The 19,951-nt window shown below is 57.7% G+C and carries 23 protein-coding genes; 13 read left to right on the plus strand and 10 right to left on the minus strand.

The genetic code is table 11. The features are described 5' to 3' along the window. Positions 1-174: 174 nt before the first annotated feature. Positions 175-909 (plus strand): zinc-ribbon domain-containing protein, encoded by a 735-nt coding sequence (locus AC2FH9_RS11240; RefSeq protein WP_496871567.1) that lies wholly within the window; start codon positions 175-177, stop codon positions 907-909. Here AC2FH9_RS11240 and AC2FH9_RS11245 read toward each other — a convergent pair whose 3' ends face one another. From AC2FH9_RS11245 to argH, 5 genes are all read right to left on the minus strand, one after another. Next, a complete protein-coding gene (locus tag AC2FH9_RS11245) occupies positions 910-3,447 on the minus strand; it encodes a TIGR02302 family protein (protein WP_496871569.1) in 2,538 nt (845 codons plus the stop codon). A 37-nt stretch (positions 3,448-3,484) separates the two neighbouring features. Beyond that, positions 3,485-4,750 (minus strand): diaminopimelate decarboxylase, encoded by a 1,266-nt coding sequence (lysA, locus tag AC2FH9_RS11250; RefSeq protein ID WP_496871570.1) that lies wholly within the window; start codon positions 4,748-4,750, stop codon positions 3,485-3,487. Positions 4,751-4,815: 65 nt separating this feature from the next. Then, positions 4,816-4,971 carry a hypothetical protein gene (locus tag AC2FH9_RS11255; RefSeq protein ID WP_185956656.1) on the minus strand — a complete coding sequence of 52 codons (156 nt, stop codon included), beginning with the start codon at positions 4,969-4,971 and terminating at the stop codon, positions 4,816-4,818. Between the two features lie 82 nt (positions 4,972-5,053). Next, positions 5,054-5,236 carry an argininosuccinate lyase gene (locus tag AC2FH9_RS11260; RefSeq protein WP_142635440.1) on the minus strand — a complete coding sequence of 61 codons (183 nt, stop codon included), beginning with the start codon at positions 5,234-5,236 and terminating at the stop codon, positions 5,054-5,056. After that, on the minus strand, positions 5,236-6,624 hold the full coding sequence (gene argH, locus AC2FH9_RS11265; RefSeq protein ID WP_496871571.1) for an argininosuccinate lyase: 1,389 nt from the start codon (positions 6,622-6,624) through the stop codon (positions 5,236-5,238). Before argH ends, AC2FH9_RS11260 begins: the two co-directional genes overlap by 1 nt. A 21-nt stretch (positions 6,625-6,645) precedes the next feature. On the opposite strand from argH, the gene AC2FH9_RS11270 reads away from it, so the two are divergent. From AC2FH9_RS11270 to yddG, 11 genes are all read left to right on the plus strand, one after another. After that, positions 6,646-7,212, plus strand: a complete 567-nt coding sequence (locus tag AC2FH9_RS11270) for a TlpA disulfide reductase family protein (RefSeq protein ID WP_496871573.1) — start codon at positions 6,646-6,648, stop codon at positions 7,210-7,212. Positions 7,213-7,278: 66 nt separating this feature from the next. Next, the gene (locus tag AC2FH9_RS11275; protein WP_496696463.1) at positions 7,279-7,644 is read left to right on the plus strand and encodes a hypothetical protein; all 366 of its coding nucleotides are present in this window, start codon (positions 7,279-7,281) and stop codon (positions 7,642-7,644) included. A gap of 117 nt (positions 7,645-7,761) precedes the next feature. Next, positions 7,762-8,148, plus strand: coding sequence for a hypothetical protein (locus AC2FH9_RS11280; protein ID WP_496871575.1), 387 nt, complete (start codon positions 7,762-7,764; stop codon positions 8,146-8,148). Beyond that, on the plus strand, positions 8,145-9,116 hold the full coding sequence (locus AC2FH9_RS11285) for a sterol desaturase family protein (RefSeq protein ID WP_496789416.1): 972 nt from the start codon (positions 8,145-8,147) through the stop codon (positions 9,114-9,116). Before AC2FH9_RS11280 ends, AC2FH9_RS11285 begins: the two co-directional genes overlap by 4 nt. Before the next feature lie 88 nt (positions 9,117-9,204). Beyond that, complete coding sequence (locus AC2FH9_RS11290) at positions 9,205-9,393, plus strand: hypothetical protein (RefSeq protein ID WP_281995235.1); 189 nt, start codon at positions 9,205-9,207, stop codon at positions 9,391-9,393. Between the two features lie 85 nt (positions 9,394-9,478). Beyond that, complete coding sequence (locus AC2FH9_RS11295; RefSeq protein ID WP_271948473.1) at positions 9,479-10,312, plus strand: EAL domain-containing protein; 834 nt, start codon at positions 9,479-9,481, stop codon at positions 10,310-10,312. A gap of 179 nt (positions 10,313-10,491) precedes the next feature. Further along, positions 10,492-11,667, plus strand: a complete 1,176-nt coding sequence (locus AC2FH9_RS11300) for an acetyl-CoA C-acetyltransferase (protein ID WP_142635424.1) — start codon at positions 10,492-10,494, stop codon at positions 11,665-11,667. A 7-nt stretch (positions 11,668-11,674) separates the two neighbouring features. Then, a complete protein-coding gene (locus AC2FH9_RS11305; RefSeq protein ID WP_496871576.1) occupies positions 11,675-12,061 on the plus strand; it encodes a hypothetical protein in 387 nt (128 codons plus the stop codon). Positions 12,062-12,174: 113 nt separating this feature from the next. Then, on the plus strand, positions 12,175-12,897 hold the full coding sequence (phbB, locus tag AC2FH9_RS11310; RefSeq protein WP_271948478.1) for an acetoacetyl-CoA reductase: 723 nt from the start codon (positions 12,175-12,177) through the stop codon (positions 12,895-12,897). A gap of 301 nt (positions 12,898-13,198) precedes the next feature. Then, positions 13,199-14,146, plus strand: a complete 948-nt coding sequence (locus AC2FH9_RS11315; protein WP_496696594.1) for a transcriptional regulator GcvA — start codon at positions 13,199-13,201, stop codon at positions 14,144-14,146. Beyond that, complete coding sequence (yddG, locus tag AC2FH9_RS11320) at positions 14,143-15,009, plus strand: aromatic amino acid exporter YddG (protein WP_496871580.1); 867 nt, start codon at positions 14,143-14,145, stop codon at positions 15,007-15,009. The genes AC2FH9_RS11315 and yddG overlap by 4 nt, the downstream gene beginning before the upstream one ends. Here yddG and AC2FH9_RS11325 read toward each other — a convergent pair. From AC2FH9_RS11325 to AC2FH9_RS11335, 3 genes are all read right to left on the minus strand, one after another. Beyond that, the gene (locus AC2FH9_RS11325) at positions 15,006-15,170 is read right to left on the minus strand and encodes a YdcH family protein (protein WP_142635414.1); all 165 of its coding nucleotides are present in this window, start codon (positions 15,168-15,170) and stop codon (positions 15,006-15,008) included. The genes yddG and AC2FH9_RS11325 overlap by 4 nt on opposite strands. Before the next feature lie 121 nt (positions 15,171-15,291). Further along, positions 15,292-16,065, minus strand: coding sequence for a tRNA1(Val) (adenine(37)-N6)-methyltransferase (locus AC2FH9_RS11330; RefSeq protein WP_496749996.1), 774 nt, complete (start codon positions 16,063-16,065; stop codon positions 15,292-15,294). Continuing rightward, entirely contained in the window at positions 16,062-16,277 is a 216-nt protein-coding gene (locus AC2FH9_RS11335) for a putative signal transducing protein (RefSeq protein WP_496696474.1), read from the minus strand. Before AC2FH9_RS11335 ends, AC2FH9_RS11330 begins: the two co-directional genes overlap by 4 nt. Before the next feature lie 56 nt (positions 16,278-16,333). Here AC2FH9_RS11335 and AC2FH9_RS11340 point away from each other — a divergent pair, with 56 nt between their 5' ends. Beyond that, complete coding sequence (locus AC2FH9_RS11340) at positions 16,334-17,332, plus strand: polyprenyl synthetase family protein (RefSeq protein ID WP_496696476.1); 999 nt, start codon at positions 16,334-16,336, stop codon at positions 17,330-17,332. Here the strand turns inward: AC2FH9_RS11340 and AC2FH9_RS11345 are convergent. Further along, complete coding sequence (locus AC2FH9_RS11345) at positions 17,325-18,146, minus strand: 4-(cytidine 5'-diphospho)-2-C-methyl-D-erythritol kinase (RefSeq protein WP_496696478.1); 822 nt, start codon at positions 18,144-18,146, stop codon at positions 17,325-17,327. The genes AC2FH9_RS11340 and AC2FH9_RS11345 overlap by 8 nt on opposite strands. Then, positions 18,136-19,944, minus strand: a complete 1,809-nt coding sequence (locus tag AC2FH9_RS11350) for a tetratricopeptide repeat protein (protein ID WP_496696595.1) — start codon at positions 19,942-19,944, stop codon at positions 18,136-18,138. Before AC2FH9_RS11350 ends, AC2FH9_RS11345 begins: the two co-directional genes overlap by 11 nt. Between the last annotated feature and the right edge of the window lie 7 nt (positions 19,945-19,951).

A 19,951-nucleotide genomic window follows, 5' to 3' on the forward strand; every position in this document is an offset into this window, starting at 1 on the left:
CCAATTTTTGTGCCGCTCTTCTTGCCCCAGCGCGGTTCAGGTTTCAATGCCCGTACCGGGTCCAAATGGTGACACTTGGCCCGCGAAACCGAAAACGCGCTTTGCTGTTTGGTTCTAACGGAATATCATTCTTAAAAAAACTATTATCAGGCCAACCCCCGGCCCGGAGGCAGCATGCGTCTTACTTGTCCCAACTGCAGTGCCCAATACGAGGTGCCAGACGAGGTCATTCCAGAGGAAGGCCGCGATGTTCAGTGTTCGAATTGCGAGAAAACGTGGTTCCAGGCCAAACATCCGGCGGATCCAACCGTTGAGCAACCTGCAGATGAAACGTCTGCCGAGGATAAGGCAGTTCCACCGGCGGAGTCAGAAACCGCCGACCAGACCGAGCCCGAGCCCGAAACCGCACCAAAGGATGGTGCGCCGGTCAGCAATGTGGATCCTTCGGTCGCCGATATTCTGAAGGAAGAAGCTGCACGCGAAGCCGAATTGCGGGCCCAGGAAGGTAGCAGCCTTGAAAGCCAGCCTGATCTTGCTCTTGATCCACCTTCCGAGCCGGAACCAGACCCCGAACAGGCGGTCAAGGAACTGACAGCTACAGAAACCGCTAAAGATTCCGGGCAAGGTGACGCCCTGCCCGATGTCGAGACGATCAATTCCGGATTCCGCGGCGACGCCTCTGCAGATGCGCCCGAGGTATCAGCGCCTGCGCCCCGCAAATCCGGCGGCTTTCTGCGTGGGTTCGCTCTGATCTTGATACTTGGTGTGATCCTGTTCCTGATCTACGGCAATGCTCCGCAAATCAGTGAGGCTGTTCCTCAGGCGGATGCAGTTCTCAAACCTTATGTGTCTTTGGTGGATCAAGCCCGGCTTTGGCTGGATACCCAGGCTGGCGCTTCCCAGAACTGATCAGAACCGTTCAAGCAGGCGCTTGAGATATTCCAATTCAATCTCGGGACGTTCGGATTCACCGGTCCGGCGGCGAATTTCGTCCAGCAACTCGCGCGCACGGCGATAAACGTCCTCACCCTGCAGCAGGCTCTCATCGGTTGACATCGACCCGTTTGCACCAGGGTTGCGGCCCAGCGGATCGCGGTTGTTGGCCTGCATATCACCTTCCTGACTGCCTTGACCTGGTTGATTCTGCTGGTTCTGGGCCAAGGCCTCACCTAACGAGCGCATCCCTTCCCGCAGCGCATCCATCGCTTCGGACTGGTTGTCGATAGCATCAGCCAGCTCGTCATTCCGCAGAGCCTGCTCAGCCTCATCCATGGCGCGGCCAGCGCGCCCAAGCGCATCACGGGCGGCTTCGCCTTCCGGGGTACCGGTGCCGGGCAGGTTTTGTTGCTGGCGGCCCAGCTCATCGCGCAGGGCCTGTTGACGATCGGCCAGCGAACCCTGACCCTGCTGACCTTCATCAGCCTGGTCCGAACCCTGCCCCTGTCCGCCCTGGCCTTCGTGGCTCTGACCACGGCCCTGACCGCCATTGCGGCCCTGATTGCCCTGGTTTTCACCAGTCTGCGCACCGGGATTGAACTGCTCTTGCAGATCGCGGAAAGCCTGATCGCTCAGCCCCTGTTGATCGCGCAATGTCTCTGCCAAACCCTCCATCGCCTGTTGGCCTTCGGATTGCTGACCTTGACCCTGACCTTGCGTGACGCGCATGTTCTCCATCATCTGCTGGAATTCCTCCAGCGCCTGCTGCGCCTCGGCCATACGGCCCTGCTCCATCAGATCCTGAATTCGATCCATCATCCGTTGCAGATCATCCTGCGTCATCTGCAAGGATTCTCCGTCTTGCCCCTGCTGACCTTCTTCACCGTTCTGCTCTGCCAACCGCTGTAACTGTTGCAGGTAGTCCTGGGTGGCCTCGCGCAGCTCTTGCATCAGCTCAGCGATCTCTTCGTCGCTTGCCCCGTTCTGCATCGCCTCCGTCAGGCGCTCCTGCGCCCGGCGCATCCGCTCAAGAGCGTCGGCAAGCGTACCGTCCTCGATCAATACGGCCAGCTTCCATAGTGAGGCCGCGATTTCTTCCTGCTGCGTCGGCTTCAACCCGTATTCGGTAAATGTCTCAAGCCGCCGAAGTGTCACCCGCAAGCGCAAATAGGCCGTATCCGAGCGGAACAGGTCCTCGGGCAGATACGATACCGCCCGCAGAATCTGAGATACCCGTTTCGCGTTGTCCCGTGACCACAGCAGATCGCGCCGCTGTTCAACGATCGCAGCCGCCAGCGGATCAAAGAACCGACGCGCCGGAAGTGCTGTTGTATAGGGTTCAGACTGCCCTTGCTGATCGGCAGCATCACGCGCCATCAAAGTGATCTTTACTGGCAGATGCGCCCAGGGATGTTGTGAGAAATCCTCGATCAAATTCTCCGTGAAATCGGCCCGGTCGCCTGTAATGGGCATCGGTAACTCAACCTCGATCACCTCACGCGGTTCTGGAATCGCCATCAGACCATAGCGGCGATCAATTGCATCCAGATCCAGTTCGATCAGGGCAGAGCCTGCTATCACACCGTAATCATCTTTGGCCGCAAAGGGCAGTTTCATCTGGCCGCCTGCTTCGGATTTGGCAACGTCCGACACGGTGATCTGTGGAGACGTATCTACGATCACTTCCAACGCCCAATCGCGCCCGGAAGGCCCGTCTATCGTCATTCGGCCCGAACGTTCGACGACAAATTCCTGTTCAGGGTCGGTGACCGCTTCCGTGCCCAGCGGTGTCGAGGTTTCGGTCAAGCTGTGCGCACCGACCTCGCCGTAGAATCGCAATGTGATGCGGCTGCCTTGCGGGACCGAAAGTGTCGGGTCGGATTGATCCGCCAGATAGAGCGTTGGCAAGCCGGTATAGCGTGGCGGCTCGACCCAGCCTTCCCAACTTGGTCCCTGACCGGCAACGGCTGCACCCGGTGTCATCTCTGTCACGGATCCTATGCGCCAAAATGAGCCGAAAAGCACTGCAATCACCAGCGCCAGCAAAGCTATGAACCGCAGAGCATATGGGTCGCGGTCGGCCAGTCGGAGATCGGGCTTTACCGGCGCAGCCTGTGCGGCACGTTCCGCCATACGCGCCTGATGAGCCCGCCACAGGGCCACAGAATCAGCATCCATCGCGCCGATGGCCTGTTCATCCATCAGAGCCTGGATAGGACGCCCTGGCAGGGTCTCATCCATCCGGATCAACGCTTCGTTTCGTGTTGGGATACGGAACCGCCGCACGCCGTGGATCAGTGCAACCAACAGCCCAATCAACGCCGCCGACCCCGCGGCCCAAACGGTTTCCAACCCGACATGGTCCTGTAGTCCGAGCATCAGCGCGGCCAACAGCGCCATGGAAATTGAGAAAAACGGCCAGAAAGACCGCCAAACCTGCTCGCTTAGCATCCCCACCTGCGTTAGCAGCAAAGACAATCTGGGGATCGGCAAGGTTTCTCTTGCGGTCAAGTCGGGCCTCCGTTCACTGGCCCGCGCGCCTATTGCGTCAGAGCCACTCGGGTATGGTATCGCGGTTTATGATTTCGTCAAAGCTCGGACGTTCACGAATTACGGCAAATTGATCTCCGTGCACCAGAACTTCGGGTATCAGGGGTCGCGTGTTGTATTCGCTGGACATGACCGCGCCATAGGCCCCTGCGCTGCGAAAAGCGACCAGATCACCAGCACCCAGTGGCGGCATCTGCCGTTGCTTGGCAAATGTATCGCCGCTTTCGCAAACCGGACCGACGATATCATAGGGTTGCTGTTCCGTGCCCGGCACGGGTTCGATCACCGGTACGATATCGTGATAGGCTTCGTACATGGCCGGGCGGATCAGGTCGTTCATGGCACCGTCGAGGATTAGGAAATCCCGGCCCTCGCCGGATTTCACATAGATCACTTTGCTGACCATCAAACCAGCATTACCGGCAATCAGGCGGCCCGGCTCTATTTCGATTTCGCATCCCAGATGACCCAGAGTGTCTTTGATCAGCGCACCGTATTCCAAAGGCAGCGGCGGCGCTTCGTTCGAGCGCGCATAAGGAATGCCCAACCCCCCACCCAGATCAAGGCGGCGAATATTGTGGCCCTCACTGCGCAGCGTCTCGGTCAGCTCAGCAACCTTCTGATAGGCCAATGCAAAAGGCTCCAGCTCGGTCAGTTGCGAGCCGATATGGACGTCGATGCCAATGACCTTCAGCCCGGGCAGGCTGGCAGCGTGGGCATAGACTTCTGACGCACGGGCGATCGGAATGCCGAATTTATTCTCGGATTTTCCGGTGGCTATTTTGGCGTGGGTCTTGGCGTCCACATCCGGATTTACTCTAACGGTGATCGGAGCAACGACGCCCAAATCAAGCGCAACGGCGTTGATCACCTCCATCTCGGGTTCGGATTCCACGTTGAACTGACGAATGCCACCGGTCAGAGCAGTGCGAATTTCTTCGGCTGTTTTGCCAACGCCCGAAAACACGATCTTATCGCCGGGCACTCCGGCAGCTTTGGCCCGCAGGTATTCCCCACCCGAAACAACGTCCATCCCCGCGCCTGCCTCGGCCAGCGTCTTCAGGATCGCCTGATTGCTGGCGGCCTTCATCGCATAACATACGAGGTGGTCGGTCCCGTCCAACGCCTCATCGAACAGCTGGAAATGACGCAGCAGCGTCGCCGTCGAATAGACGTAAAAGGGTGTCCCAACCGCAGCTGCGATTTCGGAGATCGGGACATCCTCGGCGTAAAGCGCGCCGTCGCGGTAAAGAAAGTGATCCATAAAGACGCGCTTAGACCAGAATGCCCCGGCGGATCAATGGATTCTACGCAAACAGGGGTGTCGCGTCATTCAATATGCGAAACGCCGACCCGCCCATAACCGGATATCGAAATTCCAGATCCGCCGGATTGGGGTTCGGGATCGGGTCGCGGTTTATAGGATGGGTCGCAAGCCGCAAGAATGGCGAGGCCAAAGAACAGGCCTAAAATCTTCATATTCATTTCTTTTTCCAAGGTTTACGGCCAAGCGCCATTGATCGGTCTGAAATGGGAACTGAGTGCTGAAACTGCAACTCGGGAAACACTACCGCCCGAGAAAAACGCTCAGGGGGCCGCGTTGCAGGCCAACGCCGCCCCCGACATAGGCGCCGCTGGTGCCGACGCCGATATTGGCGCTCATCGTTGGTTGGATCGGTTCGCCATCCGCACCGCATCCGGCCAGGGTTACCCCTGCCAGCATCAACAGAGCCGCAGTCAGAATTCGCATTACACCAACGCCTTCCATCGCTTGACCTGAGCCCGCACCTGATCCGGTGCCGTGCCGCCGTAAGACTGGCGCGAGTTTACCGAATTTTGCACCGTAAGGACAGAAAAGACGTCATCGGTGATCTCCGCATGCACTGTTTGCATATCCGCAAGCGTCAGGTCCGGCAGATCGCAGCCCTTGCTCTCGGCCATCGCAACCAGCGATCCGGTGACGTGATGGGCATCGCGGAACGGCAGGCCCAGAACGCGCACCAGCCAGTCGGCCAGATCAGTCGCGGTCGAAAAACCCGACCCTGCAGCCGCAGCCAGGCTTTCGCGGTTGGCGGTCATATCCTTGACCATGCCTTCCATCGCTGCCAGCGCCAGCATCCAGTTATCGGCAGCGTCAAAAACCTGTTCCTTGTCTTCCTGCATGTCCTTGGAATAGGCCAGCGGCAAGCCCTTCATCACCATCATCAGCGCGGTGTTGGCGCCATAAATGCGCCCGACCTTGGCACGGATCAGTTCTGCCGCATCCGGGTTCTTCTTTTGCGGCATGATAGACGAGCCAGTCGAAAAACGGTCAGACAGGGTGACAAAGCGGAACTGGGCAGAAGACCAGATCACCAGTTCTTCGGCAAAGCGCGACAGGTGCATTGCACAGATCGAAGCAGTTGACAGAAATTCCAGCGCAAAATCGCGGTCACTGACGGCGTCCAGCGAATTGGCAGCGGGACGGTCAAAGCCCAGCGCCTCGGCGGTCATGACCCGATCAATAGGGAACGAGGTTCCAGCCAGCGCGGCAGCCCCCAGTGGGGATTCGTTCATCCGCGCGCGGGCATCGCGGACGCGGGACAGATCACGCCCGAACATTTCGACATAAGCCATCATGTGATGGCCCCATGTCACCGGCTGCGCCGTTTGCAGGTGGGTAAAACCCGGCATGACCCAATCGGCCCCAGCCTCGGCCTGCGCCAAAAGCGCGCGGATTAGGGCCAGCAGACCGGTATCGGCGGCATCGAACTGATCACGCACCCACAATTTGAAATCGGTTGCCACCTGATCATTGCGCGACCGGCCTGTGTGCAAACGGCCCGCAGGTTCGCCAATGATCTCTTTCAGGCGCGCCTCGACGTTCATGTGGATGTCTTCCAGAGCTGTCGAGAACTGAAACGCGCGGTTCTGGATTTCTGACAATACGGTGAGCAGCCCTTCCCGAATGGCCTCAGCATCACTATCAGTTATAACGCCCGTGGCAGCCAACATGGCGGCATGGGCGCGCGAGCCTGCAATGTCCTGGGCTGCCATCCGCTGATCGAACCCGATCGAGGCATTGATTGCCTCCATGATCGCGTCTGGACCGGCGGCAAAGCGGCCGCCCCACATCTGGTTCGAAGATTGATCGGTCATGTAAGAAAACCCGGAGTTGATATGCACCTATTTCGTCTGATCCCCCTTTATATGGCCCTTGCGCTAGGTGCAAACGCGGCTTTGGCCACAGATGCGGAAACTCTGGGTCCGCTGCGCGAAGGCACCCTGAAGCGGTTGATCCTGCACAAAGAGCCCAAACCGCACACCTTGGTCGAATTTCAGTTGGAAGATGATGGTGGCACCGCAACGCTTGCGGATTATCAGGGCAAATACGTTCTGCTGAACTTTTGGGCCACATGGTGCGCACCGTGCCGAAAGGAAATGCCTCAGATCGCCGAGTTGCAGGCGGAATTCGGGGGTGACAAATTCGAAGTCCTGACATTGGCCACCGGGCGCAACTCATCCGCGGGGATCAAGAAGTTTTTCGAGGAAAACAACATCGAGAACCTGCCGCGCCATCAAGATCCGGGCTCGGCCGTGGCACGTGAGTTCGGTGTCATTGCCCTGCCAATCACGGTCATTCTTGACCCCGATGGCAATGAAATCGCCCGCCTGATCGGGGATGCCGAGTGGAATTCAGACAGTGCCAAGGCGATCATTGCGGCACTGGTCGCAGAAGAAAGCTAAGGTCGTTTTCCCGAAGTCTTGAATTTATGATAGCCTCCCCGTCGTTGTAACGAGGAGGCTTTCTTTATGAAGAACGTATTCACTCTGGCCATCGCTGCCTGTCTGGTTTTGGGCTCGGCATTGGTTGCCGAGGCCAAAGACATCAGGAAAGAAAAAGATTTTCAGAATGCTGTCGCTGGTAAAAAACTGGTAGATGGCGGCACTTGGGTGCTTATTTCACCCGACGGGAAGATTTCCGGACAAACCAGCGACAAGGTCAAATTCTCGGGCGCGTGGATCTGGAACAAACGTTTTTGGTGCCGAACGCTTGTTGTTGGCGGAAATCAGATCCCGCAGGATTGCCAGAAAGTAACGATAGAAGGGAACCAGGTGACCTTTACCCGCAACAAAGGCAAGGGTGATTCCGGGGGGACCTATACGATTACCAACTGACCTCTTTGCACGGGCACCGTGATCCCCAACCGGTGCTTCAGGTCGAATTTCAGCTTACGCGACGCCACCTTTGACAGCCAAGCCTCCGCTTTGCAGTTTGTGGGTCAGGAGGATGTCATGCCGCTGGAGATATTGTTAGTTCTGGTCATCGGGGGGATAGGCGGAATTACTATTCTGCTGCATCTGACTGGCCGTTCGCGGCAGTTCGCCCTGACGCCTGATCTGGCCCGCGCGCAATGGTCGCGCCATTTCCCCGATGACGTGATCGCAGATGTAACCGTAGCGCACGACCAACGTTCCGCGCTGATCCGAACCACAACCGGTTCGGGCCTTTTGTGGTCGTTCGGCGCGGATACCGTGGCCCGCCACCTGCAGGATTATGACTGGATCGAGCATCCGGACGGATTCGAAGTTCAGTTTCATGATTTCGGAACTCCCTCAACCCGCATCCACCTCGATGACATCGAACGCGCCCACTGGCGACACCTGATGGAGCCCGCATGACCGACCAGATTTCCTTTCCCGATGCCGTGCAATGGGCAGTCCCGTTCTTTATCGCCGCAATTCTGGCCGAGTTCGTCTGGATCGCTTTCAAAGGCCGGGGCGGGCGCTATGAAACGCGGGATGCGGTCACCTCGCTGATCATGGGCGCGGGCAATATTGCCTCGGGGTTTCTGCTCGGTTTCATCGCCTACGGGTTCTTTATGTGGTTGTGGCAGATTACTCCGCTGAACCTGGGCACCTCGATCCCGGTGATTATCCTGTGCTTTTTGCTGGACGATTTGCGTTACTATTGGGTGCATCGGTTCGGGCATCGCATCCGTTGGGTCTGGGCCAGCCATGTGAACCATCATAGCTCTCAGCATTACAACCTGACCACGGCGTTGCGTCAGACCTGGACTTATACATTCACCTTCATGATGGTCGTGCGCGCGCCGCTGATCCTGCTGGGGTTTCATCCGGCAATGGTTCTGTTTGTCGGCGGTCTGAACCTGATCTATCAGTTCTGGATTCACACCGAGGCCATCGGCAAGATGCCCCGCTGGTTCGAGGCGGTTATGAACACCCCCAGCCACCACCGCGCCCATCATGGCCGCAACGCACGCTATCTGGATTGCAACTATGCCGGCGTGTTCATCATCTGGGACAAAATGTTCGGCACCTTTGTGCCAGAGCAGGTCGATGACAAGGTCGACTATGGGTTGGTTCACAATATCGGAACCTTCAACCCGTTGCGCGTCGCCTTTCACGAATGGGTCGGAATCTGGCAGGATGCCACGCAATCGGGGTTAACTTTGCGCCAGCGGTTGGCCTATTGCTTTGCCCCACCCGGTTACAGCCATGACGGCAGCCGGGATAGCTCGGAGCAGATCAAAGCCAAGCATATCTCGCGCAACCCCAGGGATCGAGGGACGCCCGGATTTGAGCATTTTGAGACCGAAACGCACAAATCCGAAGCAAAACAAGCTTGAATCCGCCTGTCACGTGCTGATTTTCTTGAAAATTAGCTCAGCCTGCACATATCCAAACGATGTGCATTACGAGTGACCGGAGATTATCATGACCCGTTGGACAACATTTTCCACAGTTTTAGGACTGATAGGCCTGCTTGTCGCAATGCTGACAGCGCTGGCCGCCGGGACCGCAACGCTGATCGCGTTTGGACTGGCCATGATGGTGCTGGGATTTACGGGCGCAGTTATTGGTGCCGCTAGATCTCTGGGACGTGTTCTGGACGCAGCCCGCTGACATTTTCATTTCCATTAACCGCAGATTCACATCTTTGCCCTGAAATTGGATCCTGACCGACGACGGTAGGGAAGCGATTTCGATCATGCGGGACAGGAAACTGGCAGATTTACCCGAAGGATCAGACAGCCCGTTAAACGCGGCCGTGCTGTCGCGCGACAACTCAACGATCCAGATGGCTACGGATGCTGTCAAACACAAACAGTGCAAACTGGCCTTTCAACCGGTCATGCAGGCTAACGCGCCACATGGTATCGCCTTCTACGAGGGCTTCATCCGGGTGCTGGATGAAACCGGTCGTGTCATCCCGGCACGCGAATTTATGCCTCAGCTTGAAAACACCCCGATTGGCCGCGAATTGGACTGCATCGCGCTTGAGATGGGCCTGCGCACATTGGCGCGCACCCCGGACATCCGCATGTCGATCAATATGTCCGCAAGGTCGATCGGATATGGACGTTGGTCGCGTGTTCTTGACCGGTTCATGAAAAAAGATGCCAGTATCGGTGAAAGGCTGATCCTTGAAATTTCCGAAAGTTCGGCCATGACCGTGCCGGAACTCGTGGTCGATTTCATGGACCGGTTGCAACCACGTGGCGTTGCATTTGCGCTGGATGATTTTGGTGCCAGCAATTTCTGCTTCCGCCATTTCCGCGAGTTTCTTTTTGATGCCGCCAAGATTGATGGCCAGTTCATCCGCGGCATCAGTGAAAACCCGGATAATCAGGCGCTGGTTCGTGCCCTGATCGCAGTTGCAAGGGAATTTGAGATTCTGGTCACGGCCGAATCGGTCGAAACCAAAGCGGATGCTGAGTTTTTGGTGGCCAATGGTGTCGATTGTCTGCAAGGATTTCTGTTCGGCGCACCTACGGTTTCTGCGCCCTGGAAAACGGAAAACGAACAGAAATCGGCGGGTTAACCCCAAAAAACCAGGGACCTTGGGTCCTGAGACAAGCTGCCCGTTGCTGCAAATGCAGCATTGCGCTATTGCAGTGATACTTGAGCGGGGGATTACGGGGCGCTCTTGTTGCGGGGGGAACCTCTCGACCTGCGCCGTCAGACATTCCGCCGGACCATGTCGGTAAAGGACTGATCATAATGACCAATGTAGTTATCGCATCCGCCGCACGTACAGGCGTCGGCAGCTTTGGTGGTTCGTTCGCGAACACCGCAGCCCATGATTTGGGCACAGCCGTTCTTGAAGCCGTAGTCGAACGCGCCGGAATCGAAAAAGGCGAAGTCAGCGAGACAATTTTGGGTCAGGTTCTGACCGCAGCCCAGGGTCAGAACCCGGCGCGTCAGGCGCATATCAACGCCGGTCTGCCGCAGGAAAGCGCGGCCTGGGGCATCAACCAGGTCTGCGGATCCGGCCTGCGCGCCGTGGCACTGGGCGCACAGCATATCCAACTGGGCGATGCTGATATCGTCGCTGCTGGCGGGCAAGAGAACATGACCCTGTCGCCCCATGCCGCCGCTCTGCGCGCCGGCCAAAAGATGGGCGACATGAAGTATATCGACACAATGATCCGCGATGGACTGTGGGATGCGTTCAACGGGTATCACATGGGTCAAACCGCCGAAAACGTTGCTGAAAAGTGGCAGATCAGCCGCGATATGCAGGATGAATTCGCCGTCGCAAGCCAGAACAAGGCCGAAGCTGCGCAGAAGGCAGGCAAATTCGCCGATGAGATCACCCCCTTTACCATCAAGACCCGCAAGGGTGACATCGTGATGGACAAAGACGAATACATCCGCCACGGCGCAACCATGGAAGCCATGGCCAAACTGCGCCCGGCTTTTGCTAAGGACGGATCGGTCACCGCCGCCAATGCCTCGGGCCTGAACGACGGCGCGGCTGCGACCCTGCTGATGTCGGCGGCAAATGCCGAAAAGCGCGGGATTGAGCCTCTGGCGCGGATTGCATCTTATGCTACCGCTGGTCTGGACCCGTCGATCATGGGCGTCGGCCCGATCTATGCCTCGCGCAAGGCGCTGGAAAAGGCGGGCTGGTCGGTTGACGATCTGGATCTGATCGAAGCCAACGAAGCCTTTGCCGCACAAGCCTGTGCCGTGAACAAAGACATGGGCTGGGACCCGTCCATCGTGAACGTCAATGGCGGCGCCATTGCCATCGGTCACCCGATCGGCGCCTCGGGCTGCCGCGTTCTGAACACTCTGTTGTTCGAAATGAAGCGGCGGGACGCGAAAAAAGGTCTTGCGACTCTGTGCATCGGTGGCGGCATGGGCGTTGCCCTATGTGTCGAGCGCGACTGATCTAACAATGCCTTCTCGGCCCACTCTTATTTCGGCCCTTGTGATTTGCTTTGCAGGGGCCGCAGACGCACAGAACCGTCAACCGCTTTCGACCAGCCTGACGGAGTGCAGCGTCATCTTTACAGAGCTAGCCGAGCTGAGAGCACGCCGGAACAAGGACCAAACAACCACAGACGCCGCGCTTGCCAGCGCGGCGTTATTCGTTGTGGAAGCTCGTGATCAGGCCGCAAAGGAAGGCATTAAGAACCCCTACAAACACATCCAGTCCGCGCAGGTTCGATTGTCCGAGACATGGCAGGATCGCTTTGGCAAATTGGCTCTGCTGAACGAAAATAATGACTGGATCGACTATTGCCGTGCATTGGGTAAAGATCGTGGCCTCACACTACCCTGAGGCGAAACCAAAAACCTCAGCGCTGCGGCAACTTGCCTGCGCAATATTGTTGCGCTGGTTGGTTCGGAATAGTAACAGCATTACCAAGACGACTTAAATTGGAGGATTCCTAAATGGCACGAACAGCACTCGTCACCGGCGGTTCCCGCGGCATTGGCGCAGCAATTTCCAAGGCGCTTAAGGCCGAAGGGTACAATGTTGCAGCCACCTACGCGGGGAACGACGAAGCCGCCGCGAATTTCACCGACGAGACCGGAATCGCCACCTACAAATGGAACGTTGCGGATTATGACGAATCCAAAGCGGGCATCGAAAAGGTCGAAGCCGAGATTGGCCCGATCGACATCGTTGTTGCCAATGCCGGCATCACCAAGGACGCCCCATTCCACAAAATGACACCCGAGCAGTGGCATCAGGTGATCGACACCAACCTAACCGGCGTATTCAACACCGTTCACCCGGTTTGGCCTGGCATGCGTGAGCGCAAGTTTGGCCGTGTCATAGTCATCAGCTCGATCAACGGTCAAAAGGGTCAGTTCGCTCAGGTGAACTATGCCGCAACCAAGGCGGGTGATCTGGGAATCGTGAAGTCGCTGGCGCAGGAAGGCGCGCGCGCGGGCATCACCGCCAACGCTATCTGCCCCGGCTATATCGCAACCGAAATGGTCATGGCTGTCCCCGAGAAGGTTCGTGATTCCATCATCAGCCAGATTCCAGCGGGCCGACTGGGCGAACCGGAAGAGATCGCACGCTGCGTTGCTTTCCTGGCCTCTGAAGACTCGCAATTCATCAACGGATCGACCATCTCGGCCAATGGTGCTCAGTTCTTCGCCTAAGTTGGCTGTCAAAATGCAAGCGGGCCGGTTCTAAGCAGAACCGGCCCTTCTTTTATCCCGTAAGACCGCGCGCGCTGCGATCAGCGGGAACCAAAAATCCACTTAAACACATTCAGAACCGCTTTGCCCCGCGCCTCATGCGCGCGCAGAATCGCCGATTGTGCAGCTGGATTTGTTGTCATCTCAATCATGGCAGCCTCTCAACTCAAAACAGTTTTACTTGACTTGCAGCCAATATGATCCCTACCTGAAAAAGCTACAAACGAGCTTTTTTGAAGGGTCAGTTAAGAGTTTCTATACTATGAGCGATTACCTGCCCCCATTGACCGCTTTGCGCGCCTTTGATGCAGCCGCCCGGCACATGTCTTTCGCCAAGGCCGCAGCAGAGCTGCATGTAACACCCGCGGCGCTGTCGTTTCAGATCAAATCTCTTGAGGAACATCTGGGTCGCCCCCTGTTTCACCGCCTTAATCGAGCGGTGGAGCTAACCGAAGCTGGGCGAAAGCTCGCACCAGGAGCCGCCGAAGGGTTTAGCACTTTGCTAGCTGCATGGAGTGCGACACGCAGACTTCAGGATGAAACCACGCTTACCGTTGCGGCGGGGCCGGCCCTGACAGCGAAATGGCTTGCCCCGAGACTCTATGATTTCGCCAAGGCTTATCCTGAGATTAATCTGCGCATCTCAACATCGCTCCAGATGGTTGATCTGCACCGTAATGAAGCCGACGTCGCGATCCGTTTCGGTTATGGGGAATATGGTGATCTTTATGCTGTTCATGCTCGCAAGGAATGGTTGACCCCTGCAATGACCCCCGCCCTTGCCGAGCAGTTTCCCACTCCTGAGAGCCTTGTCGATGCCCCGCTGGTTATCAATGAATATGACAGTTTTCTTCAACCACCTTGTGATTGGCCCGCTTGGTTCAAAGCTGTCGGAATCAATGGGTTTGAGCCACATGGCATGCAATTTTCGAATGTAGAGCATTCGATCGATGCGGCCTGCGCCGGGATCGGTGTTCTCCTTGGTCGACGACCGCTGCTCATCAAAGATGTGCTTGAGGGCAGGCTTGTAACCCCGTTCAAGATTGCGATCGAAACCGATGCCCGATTTTCGTTTGTTTGCCTGCCCGGTCGGGAAAACCTTGCGCAGATTGCTGCCTTTCGGGACTGGTATTTGGCAGAGATCGAAAGAACCTCAAATATCTGGGGTGAGTTCAAAATTATCCCTGTCAAAGAGGTGACCGTTGAATGAGTAAAATGACCGCGACAGCAATCGGTTTTGTCGCTGTTTTGCTTTGGTCCCTTCTGGCCCTGTTCACCGTCGGTTCAGCACCGGTTCCTGCGCTGTTGCTGAATACGATCTGCTTCTCGATCGGGGGTACGCTGGGGCTGGTCTGGGCCTGGGCCAATGGCGGGCTGGGGCAGTTGCGGTCCGTGCGTTGGACCACCTATCTGTTTGGCACCATCGGGTTGTTTGGCTATCACGCACTCTACTTCTCGGCCCTGCGCATGGCCCCTGCAGCCGAGGCCGGGCTGATTGCCTATCTCTGGCCCCTGTTGATTGTGCTGTTCTCAGGTTTGCTACCGGGCGAGCATCTGCGTGCAGGGCACCTGATCGGAGCCTGCCTGGGCTTTGCTGGGGCCGCTGTGATCATCGCCGGGGGTGGTGGCGCAGGATTTAAGGCCAGCCACCTACCCGGTTACGGGCTGGCGCTGCTGTGTGCTCTGACCTGGTCGGGCTATTCCGTTATTTCCCGTCGTCTTGGGGATACGCCCACAAGCTCTGTCGCTGTGTTCTGCATCTTTACCGCCATCGCCTCGGGTGGTCTGCATCTAGCCATCGAAGAAACCGTTTGGCCGGGCACGGCCTTTGGCTGGGCTTCGATCGCGGCACTTGGGCTGGGGCCTGTTGGTCTGGCGTTCTATGTCTGGGACATCGGGGTCAAACAAGGCGACATTCAGATTCTTGGCACCGCGTCTTATGCAGCGCCCCTGTTGTCTACCGTCGTTTTGGTGGTTGCCGGGATCGCAGCCCCATCCTGGGGTCTGGCAATCGCAGCCATCCTGGTCACCGGCGGCGCGGCCATAGCCGCGCGCGCCAGCCTTAAAAGTTAACTGGAAAGTCGCTCTATCTCTTCCTTAAGCCTTAGCTTCTGTTTCTTGAGTTGAGCGATATGGAGATCGTCGATGCCTGGCGCGCGCTGGGCTTGTTCTACTTCGAGACCGAGAGTTTCGTGCTTCTTCTTCAGTTCCGTCAGATGTGCGCTCACGCTCATGGCGATACTCCTTCATTGGTGTCTCTGAATAACGTAGGAAGTTGAGCACATCGTTTCCAGCCTGTCACGCTGCAGACGCACAGATTCTATAATAAATCTGACAAATTCGGCTGGTTGGCGCCTATTGATCCGAAAACCCGTTCAGCGCAGCACCGTCGCGCAAAACGGACGATATCTGAGAGGTATAGCTTTCGCCGTCTTTTTCGTGGCGCAAACCCTTGTGCAAAATCAGCGGGGCATGCAGTTGAAACGCAGCCCGACCGCCTTTTCTGGCCCTAAGGACCACCAATTCAGCCTTCCGACCTGCCCGCGCGGCCAGGGGCAGAACTTCGACTGAGCCAAGCCGCCCCTCACAGGCTGACAGCATGTCGGGCAACCGATCGGCCTTTTGGATCATGTGCAGATAACCCCGCGGTGCGAGGCGCTTTGCCGCACAATCGAACCAATCGCGCAACGGGGTATCCTCGCCCAAGGCAATTCCGCGACCCGAGTCCGCCGCAGGGCTGTGGGCACCGGCCAAGTAATAGGGCGGATTCGCAATCACATGATCGAACTGCTGTTGTTTCAGTTCAGCGGGCAGTTTGCTCAGATCGGCCTGCACCACTGTCAGCGCCTGCGCATTCTGATCCGCGTTGCGGGTGGCCAGATCGGCATAGGGCGATTGCAGCTCAACACCCGTGGCGTTCAATCCCGGCACGCGCGCCATCAGGCACAAGATGGCGGCACCAGCGCCACATCCCAGCTCCAGCACGGATTGCCCAGCCTTGGCCGGTACCGCTGCCGCCAGCAAGACAGGATCGACCCCGGCGCGATAGCCGGACAGGGGCTGCCAAAGCCGAACGCGCCCATTAAGAAAGTCGTTCAAACTTAGCTCTGGGTCAGTGAATTGCGTCATCGGCCCAGCGGGATCTCATTGTCGCGCATCACCCGTTCCGCGCGGGTCAAATCATCTGCCCGCACCATAAGGCGACGCGGGAAAATACCGATGCCACCTTCTAGGATGCTCATATTTACGTCCATCTGAAAGCAGTCTATATCCTCGCCCTGAAGTAGGGCGGATGCAAAGGCCAGGATCGTCGGATCAGTGCTGCGCAAAAGTTCTTTCATGGGGATGGATGTAAGGGCAAGGTGAGGCGGAAGTCGAGCCTTGTATCAGGAGTGTGATGAACATCAGCACAGTCTCAAAACCGCATGAGCGGCTGGCCGAGATTCTTTCGGGTGAAATGGACGCGGTCAATGACCTGATACGCACGCGCATGGCCTCAGAACACGCGCCCCGCATTCCCGAAGTCACCGCACATTTGGTCGAAGCGGGTGGCAAGCGCCTGCGTCCGATGCTGACACTGGCCGCGGCGCGGCTGTTCGACTATGCCGGGGACCATCATTTGCGTCTGGCGGCAACGGTTGAGTTCATCCACACCGCGACCCTGTTGCATGACGATGTTGTCGACGAAAGCGCACAAAGGCGCGGACGGCCAACAGCGAATCTGCTTTGGGACAACAAATCCAGCGTTCTGGTTGGGGATTACCTGTTCTCACGCAGCTTCCAGCTTATGGTCGAGACCGGGTCTCTTAGGGTTCTGGACATCCTTGCCAATGCGTCTGCCACGATCGCCGAGGGCGAAGTGCTACAGATGACTGCTGCAACCGATCTGGGCACGGATGAGGCCATCTATCTTCAGGTTGTGCGCGGCAAGACCGCAGCCTTGTTCTCAGCCGCAACCGAGGTGGGCGGGGTCATCGCCCAAGCGTCAGAGGCCCAGGTCAAGGCGCTCTTCGATTATGGCGATGCGCTGGGGATTGCCTTCCAGATCGCTGATGACCTGCTGGATTATCAGGGCGACAGCAAAGCGACCGGTAAGAATGTCGGCGACGACTTTCGCGAGCGTAAGCTGACGCTGCCAGTGATCAAGGCGGTGGCGCAGGCCACCCTCGAAGAACGCGCCTTCTGGCAGCGCACCATAGGCCGGGGCCGTCAAGAGAGCGGTGACCTCGAAACCGCTCTTGGTCTCATGGGTAAATACGGCACGCTTGCGGCGACGCGAAAAGATGCGCTTGGCTGGGCCAACAAGGCTAAGGCGTCGCTAGGCATCCTGCCCGACCATGAGATCCGCACCCTGCTGAGCGATTTGGCAGACTTCGTTGTCGCGCGCCTTAGTTAAGCTGAACCGCACGGCACCACCAGTTGGGGTGGGCTGCGCCAATCTCATAGGCGGCGAAATGGGCAGCTTTCATCGTCGGGTACAGCGCGAAACAGGTCGATCCTGACCCTGACATGCGCGACAACAGCGTCTCTTTTGTATCCTTTAGTGCGTCCAGCACCTGCGCGACGTCGCGAGCCAGAGATGTGGCCGGACTTTCCAGGTCGTTTCGCTGTTTTCCCAACCATTCGGCGCAATCCTGAGGCCCCTCAAATACCGGGATATCCTCTGCCATGGGCGGGTTTTCCCTGCATTCCAAAGCCGCGAATATCGCAGGCGTTGGAACCTCTACACCCGGGTTGACCAGCAAGGCTGGTAGATGTGGGAGGGTGACCGGGTTCAGACACTCTCCGATCCCACGCATACGGCTTGATCTGGCTGCCATGCAGACAGGGACATCCGCACCCAGGCGCAGTGCTGTTTCTGGCGGGACGTGCCCACCCTGGCCCTCGATCATCCGCAAAGTTGCGGCGGCATCGGAAGAACCGCCACCGATCCCGCCTCCATGCGGCAGCACTTTGTTCAGGTCAATATGCCCAGTCCAGCCTGCAGCCTCGGCGGCTTTCCACACCAGATTGCGACTATCGCTTGGCACACCCGCCGCATGTTCGCCGGTGATAGAGATCGACAGCGCCTCACCTGCGGTGAAATGCAGCGTATCGCCCAGATCGGCAAACACCACGAGCGAATCCAACAGGTGATAGCCGTCCACGCGCTGGCCGGTGACGTGCAAGGTAAGGTTGATCTTGGCGGGCGCGAAAGCCTTAGCCTTCATTGGCGACCTTCAGCGGCGCGGCACCTTCCTCGATCAGAACCTCGTCCAGCCCGACCTCGATCTTGCGGCGAATACGCTCGGGGTCGGCCTCACCATCGGCGTCTTCGAGGTCAATGAAAGACAATGCCCGCTTCCACTGGAACTCGGCTTCGCGTGCGCGGCCCACGGCCCAGTAAACGTCACCCAGGTGATCATTCACCACTGGGTCTACCGGCATCAACTCGACGGCACGCTCCATATGCTCGACCGCCTCTTCATAGCGGCCCAGTCGAAACAGAACCCATCCCAAGCTGTCGACGATATAGCCGCTACCAGGGCGTGCGGCGACGGCGCGTTCGATCATGCCAAGCGCTTCGTCCAGATTTTCGCGCCGTTCTACAAGCGAATAACCCAGATAATTCAGGACCTGCGGTTGGTCGGGGTTAAGTTCTAGCGCACGGCGGAAATCGGCCTCAGCATTGTCCCACTGCTTTAGTCGCTCGTACGAGATACCACGGGCGTAGTGCAGGAACCAGTTGCCGCCACCATCAGCATCAATCAATTCAATCGCTGTGCTATAGGTTTCGACAGCCGCAGCATAGTTTTCTTCACGTCTTTGCAAATCAGCCAGCGCCACGTGAACACTTGGCAGATCCGGTCTCTGCGTCGCAAGGGTCTGCAAGACTTCTTCCGCCGCATCGGTTTTGCCTGCCGTGACAAGCACCTCGGCCCGGCCCAGTTCAGCAGCGTGATAGTCACTGCTGCTCGCGGGCACTTTGCGATAGGCTTCGACGGCAAGATCGTATTGCTCCAACTCGTCCAAAAGTTCGGCACTCAACAAGATTGCGTCCACGTGATCCGGGCGCAGAAAGGCTGCGACCTGCGCATAAAGCAGGACGTAATTCTCAGCCGCCTCACTGCTGAGCGCGGCTCCCACGGAAAAGAACACTTCTGCGATACCGTCCTGCGATGTGCGGACATGAGTAAAGGGCAGCGTTTCGCCAGCGCTCAGACGCGATTCGTACCCTTCAATCGAGGGATCAGAGCCCGACTCGAACACGTCATCCAGAAACTGCAGCGCATCCTCATTGCGGTCCAGCTGCGACAGAACCTCGGTCCGTGCCAGCGCTGCGCGGCGGGTAAATCGCGCCACAACACCATTATCGGCCGCAAAGACTGCCTCGGCACCTTCAAAGTCTCCGACCGAGGCCAGTGCCAAAGCTTTGTGGTAAAGCGCGAACTCGCGCAGACCTTCCTGCGCTGCAACTTGGTCAAACTGCTCCAGCGCGCTGGTCATCGCACCCTGGCCCATATGGGCCCAGCCCAATATTAACCCGTCAACCAGCGGCCCGACGCCTTGCGTTTCGGGGTCGCGGGCAAGCAGTTCATCCAGCTTGCCTTCAGCCACCAGATTAGCGGCAATCGCCATTTTCGCGGGCTGGTTGGGCAGGCCTAACTCTTCGATGGTTTGGGCAATCGGCAAAGCGCGCTTAACCTCGCCCAGCGACAAGCGCGCAACGACGACATTCTCCAGCAACCGGTCGTTTTGAGGATCTGCGCGCAATGCTTGCGCAAAATATTTCTCAGCCGCCGTATAGTCGTCCTGAAAAATCGCCTGACGCCCGGCAAGATACGCACCGAACCCAGTGTCGGCATAAGCCGGAATGGCGAATGACGTGGTAAACAGCACAGCCAGCGCTGTGCGACGAATGAGAAAAGTCACCAAATTCCTGCCTTGCGATTGTCGGTTGCGCAATAAGCTAGGGCTTTGACCAGAAAGAGGCAATGGCAGAGCCTTCACGACGCCGCCATTGCCCATTTTTCGC

Source organism: Ruegeria sp. CDSC081 (assembly GCF_059610485.1).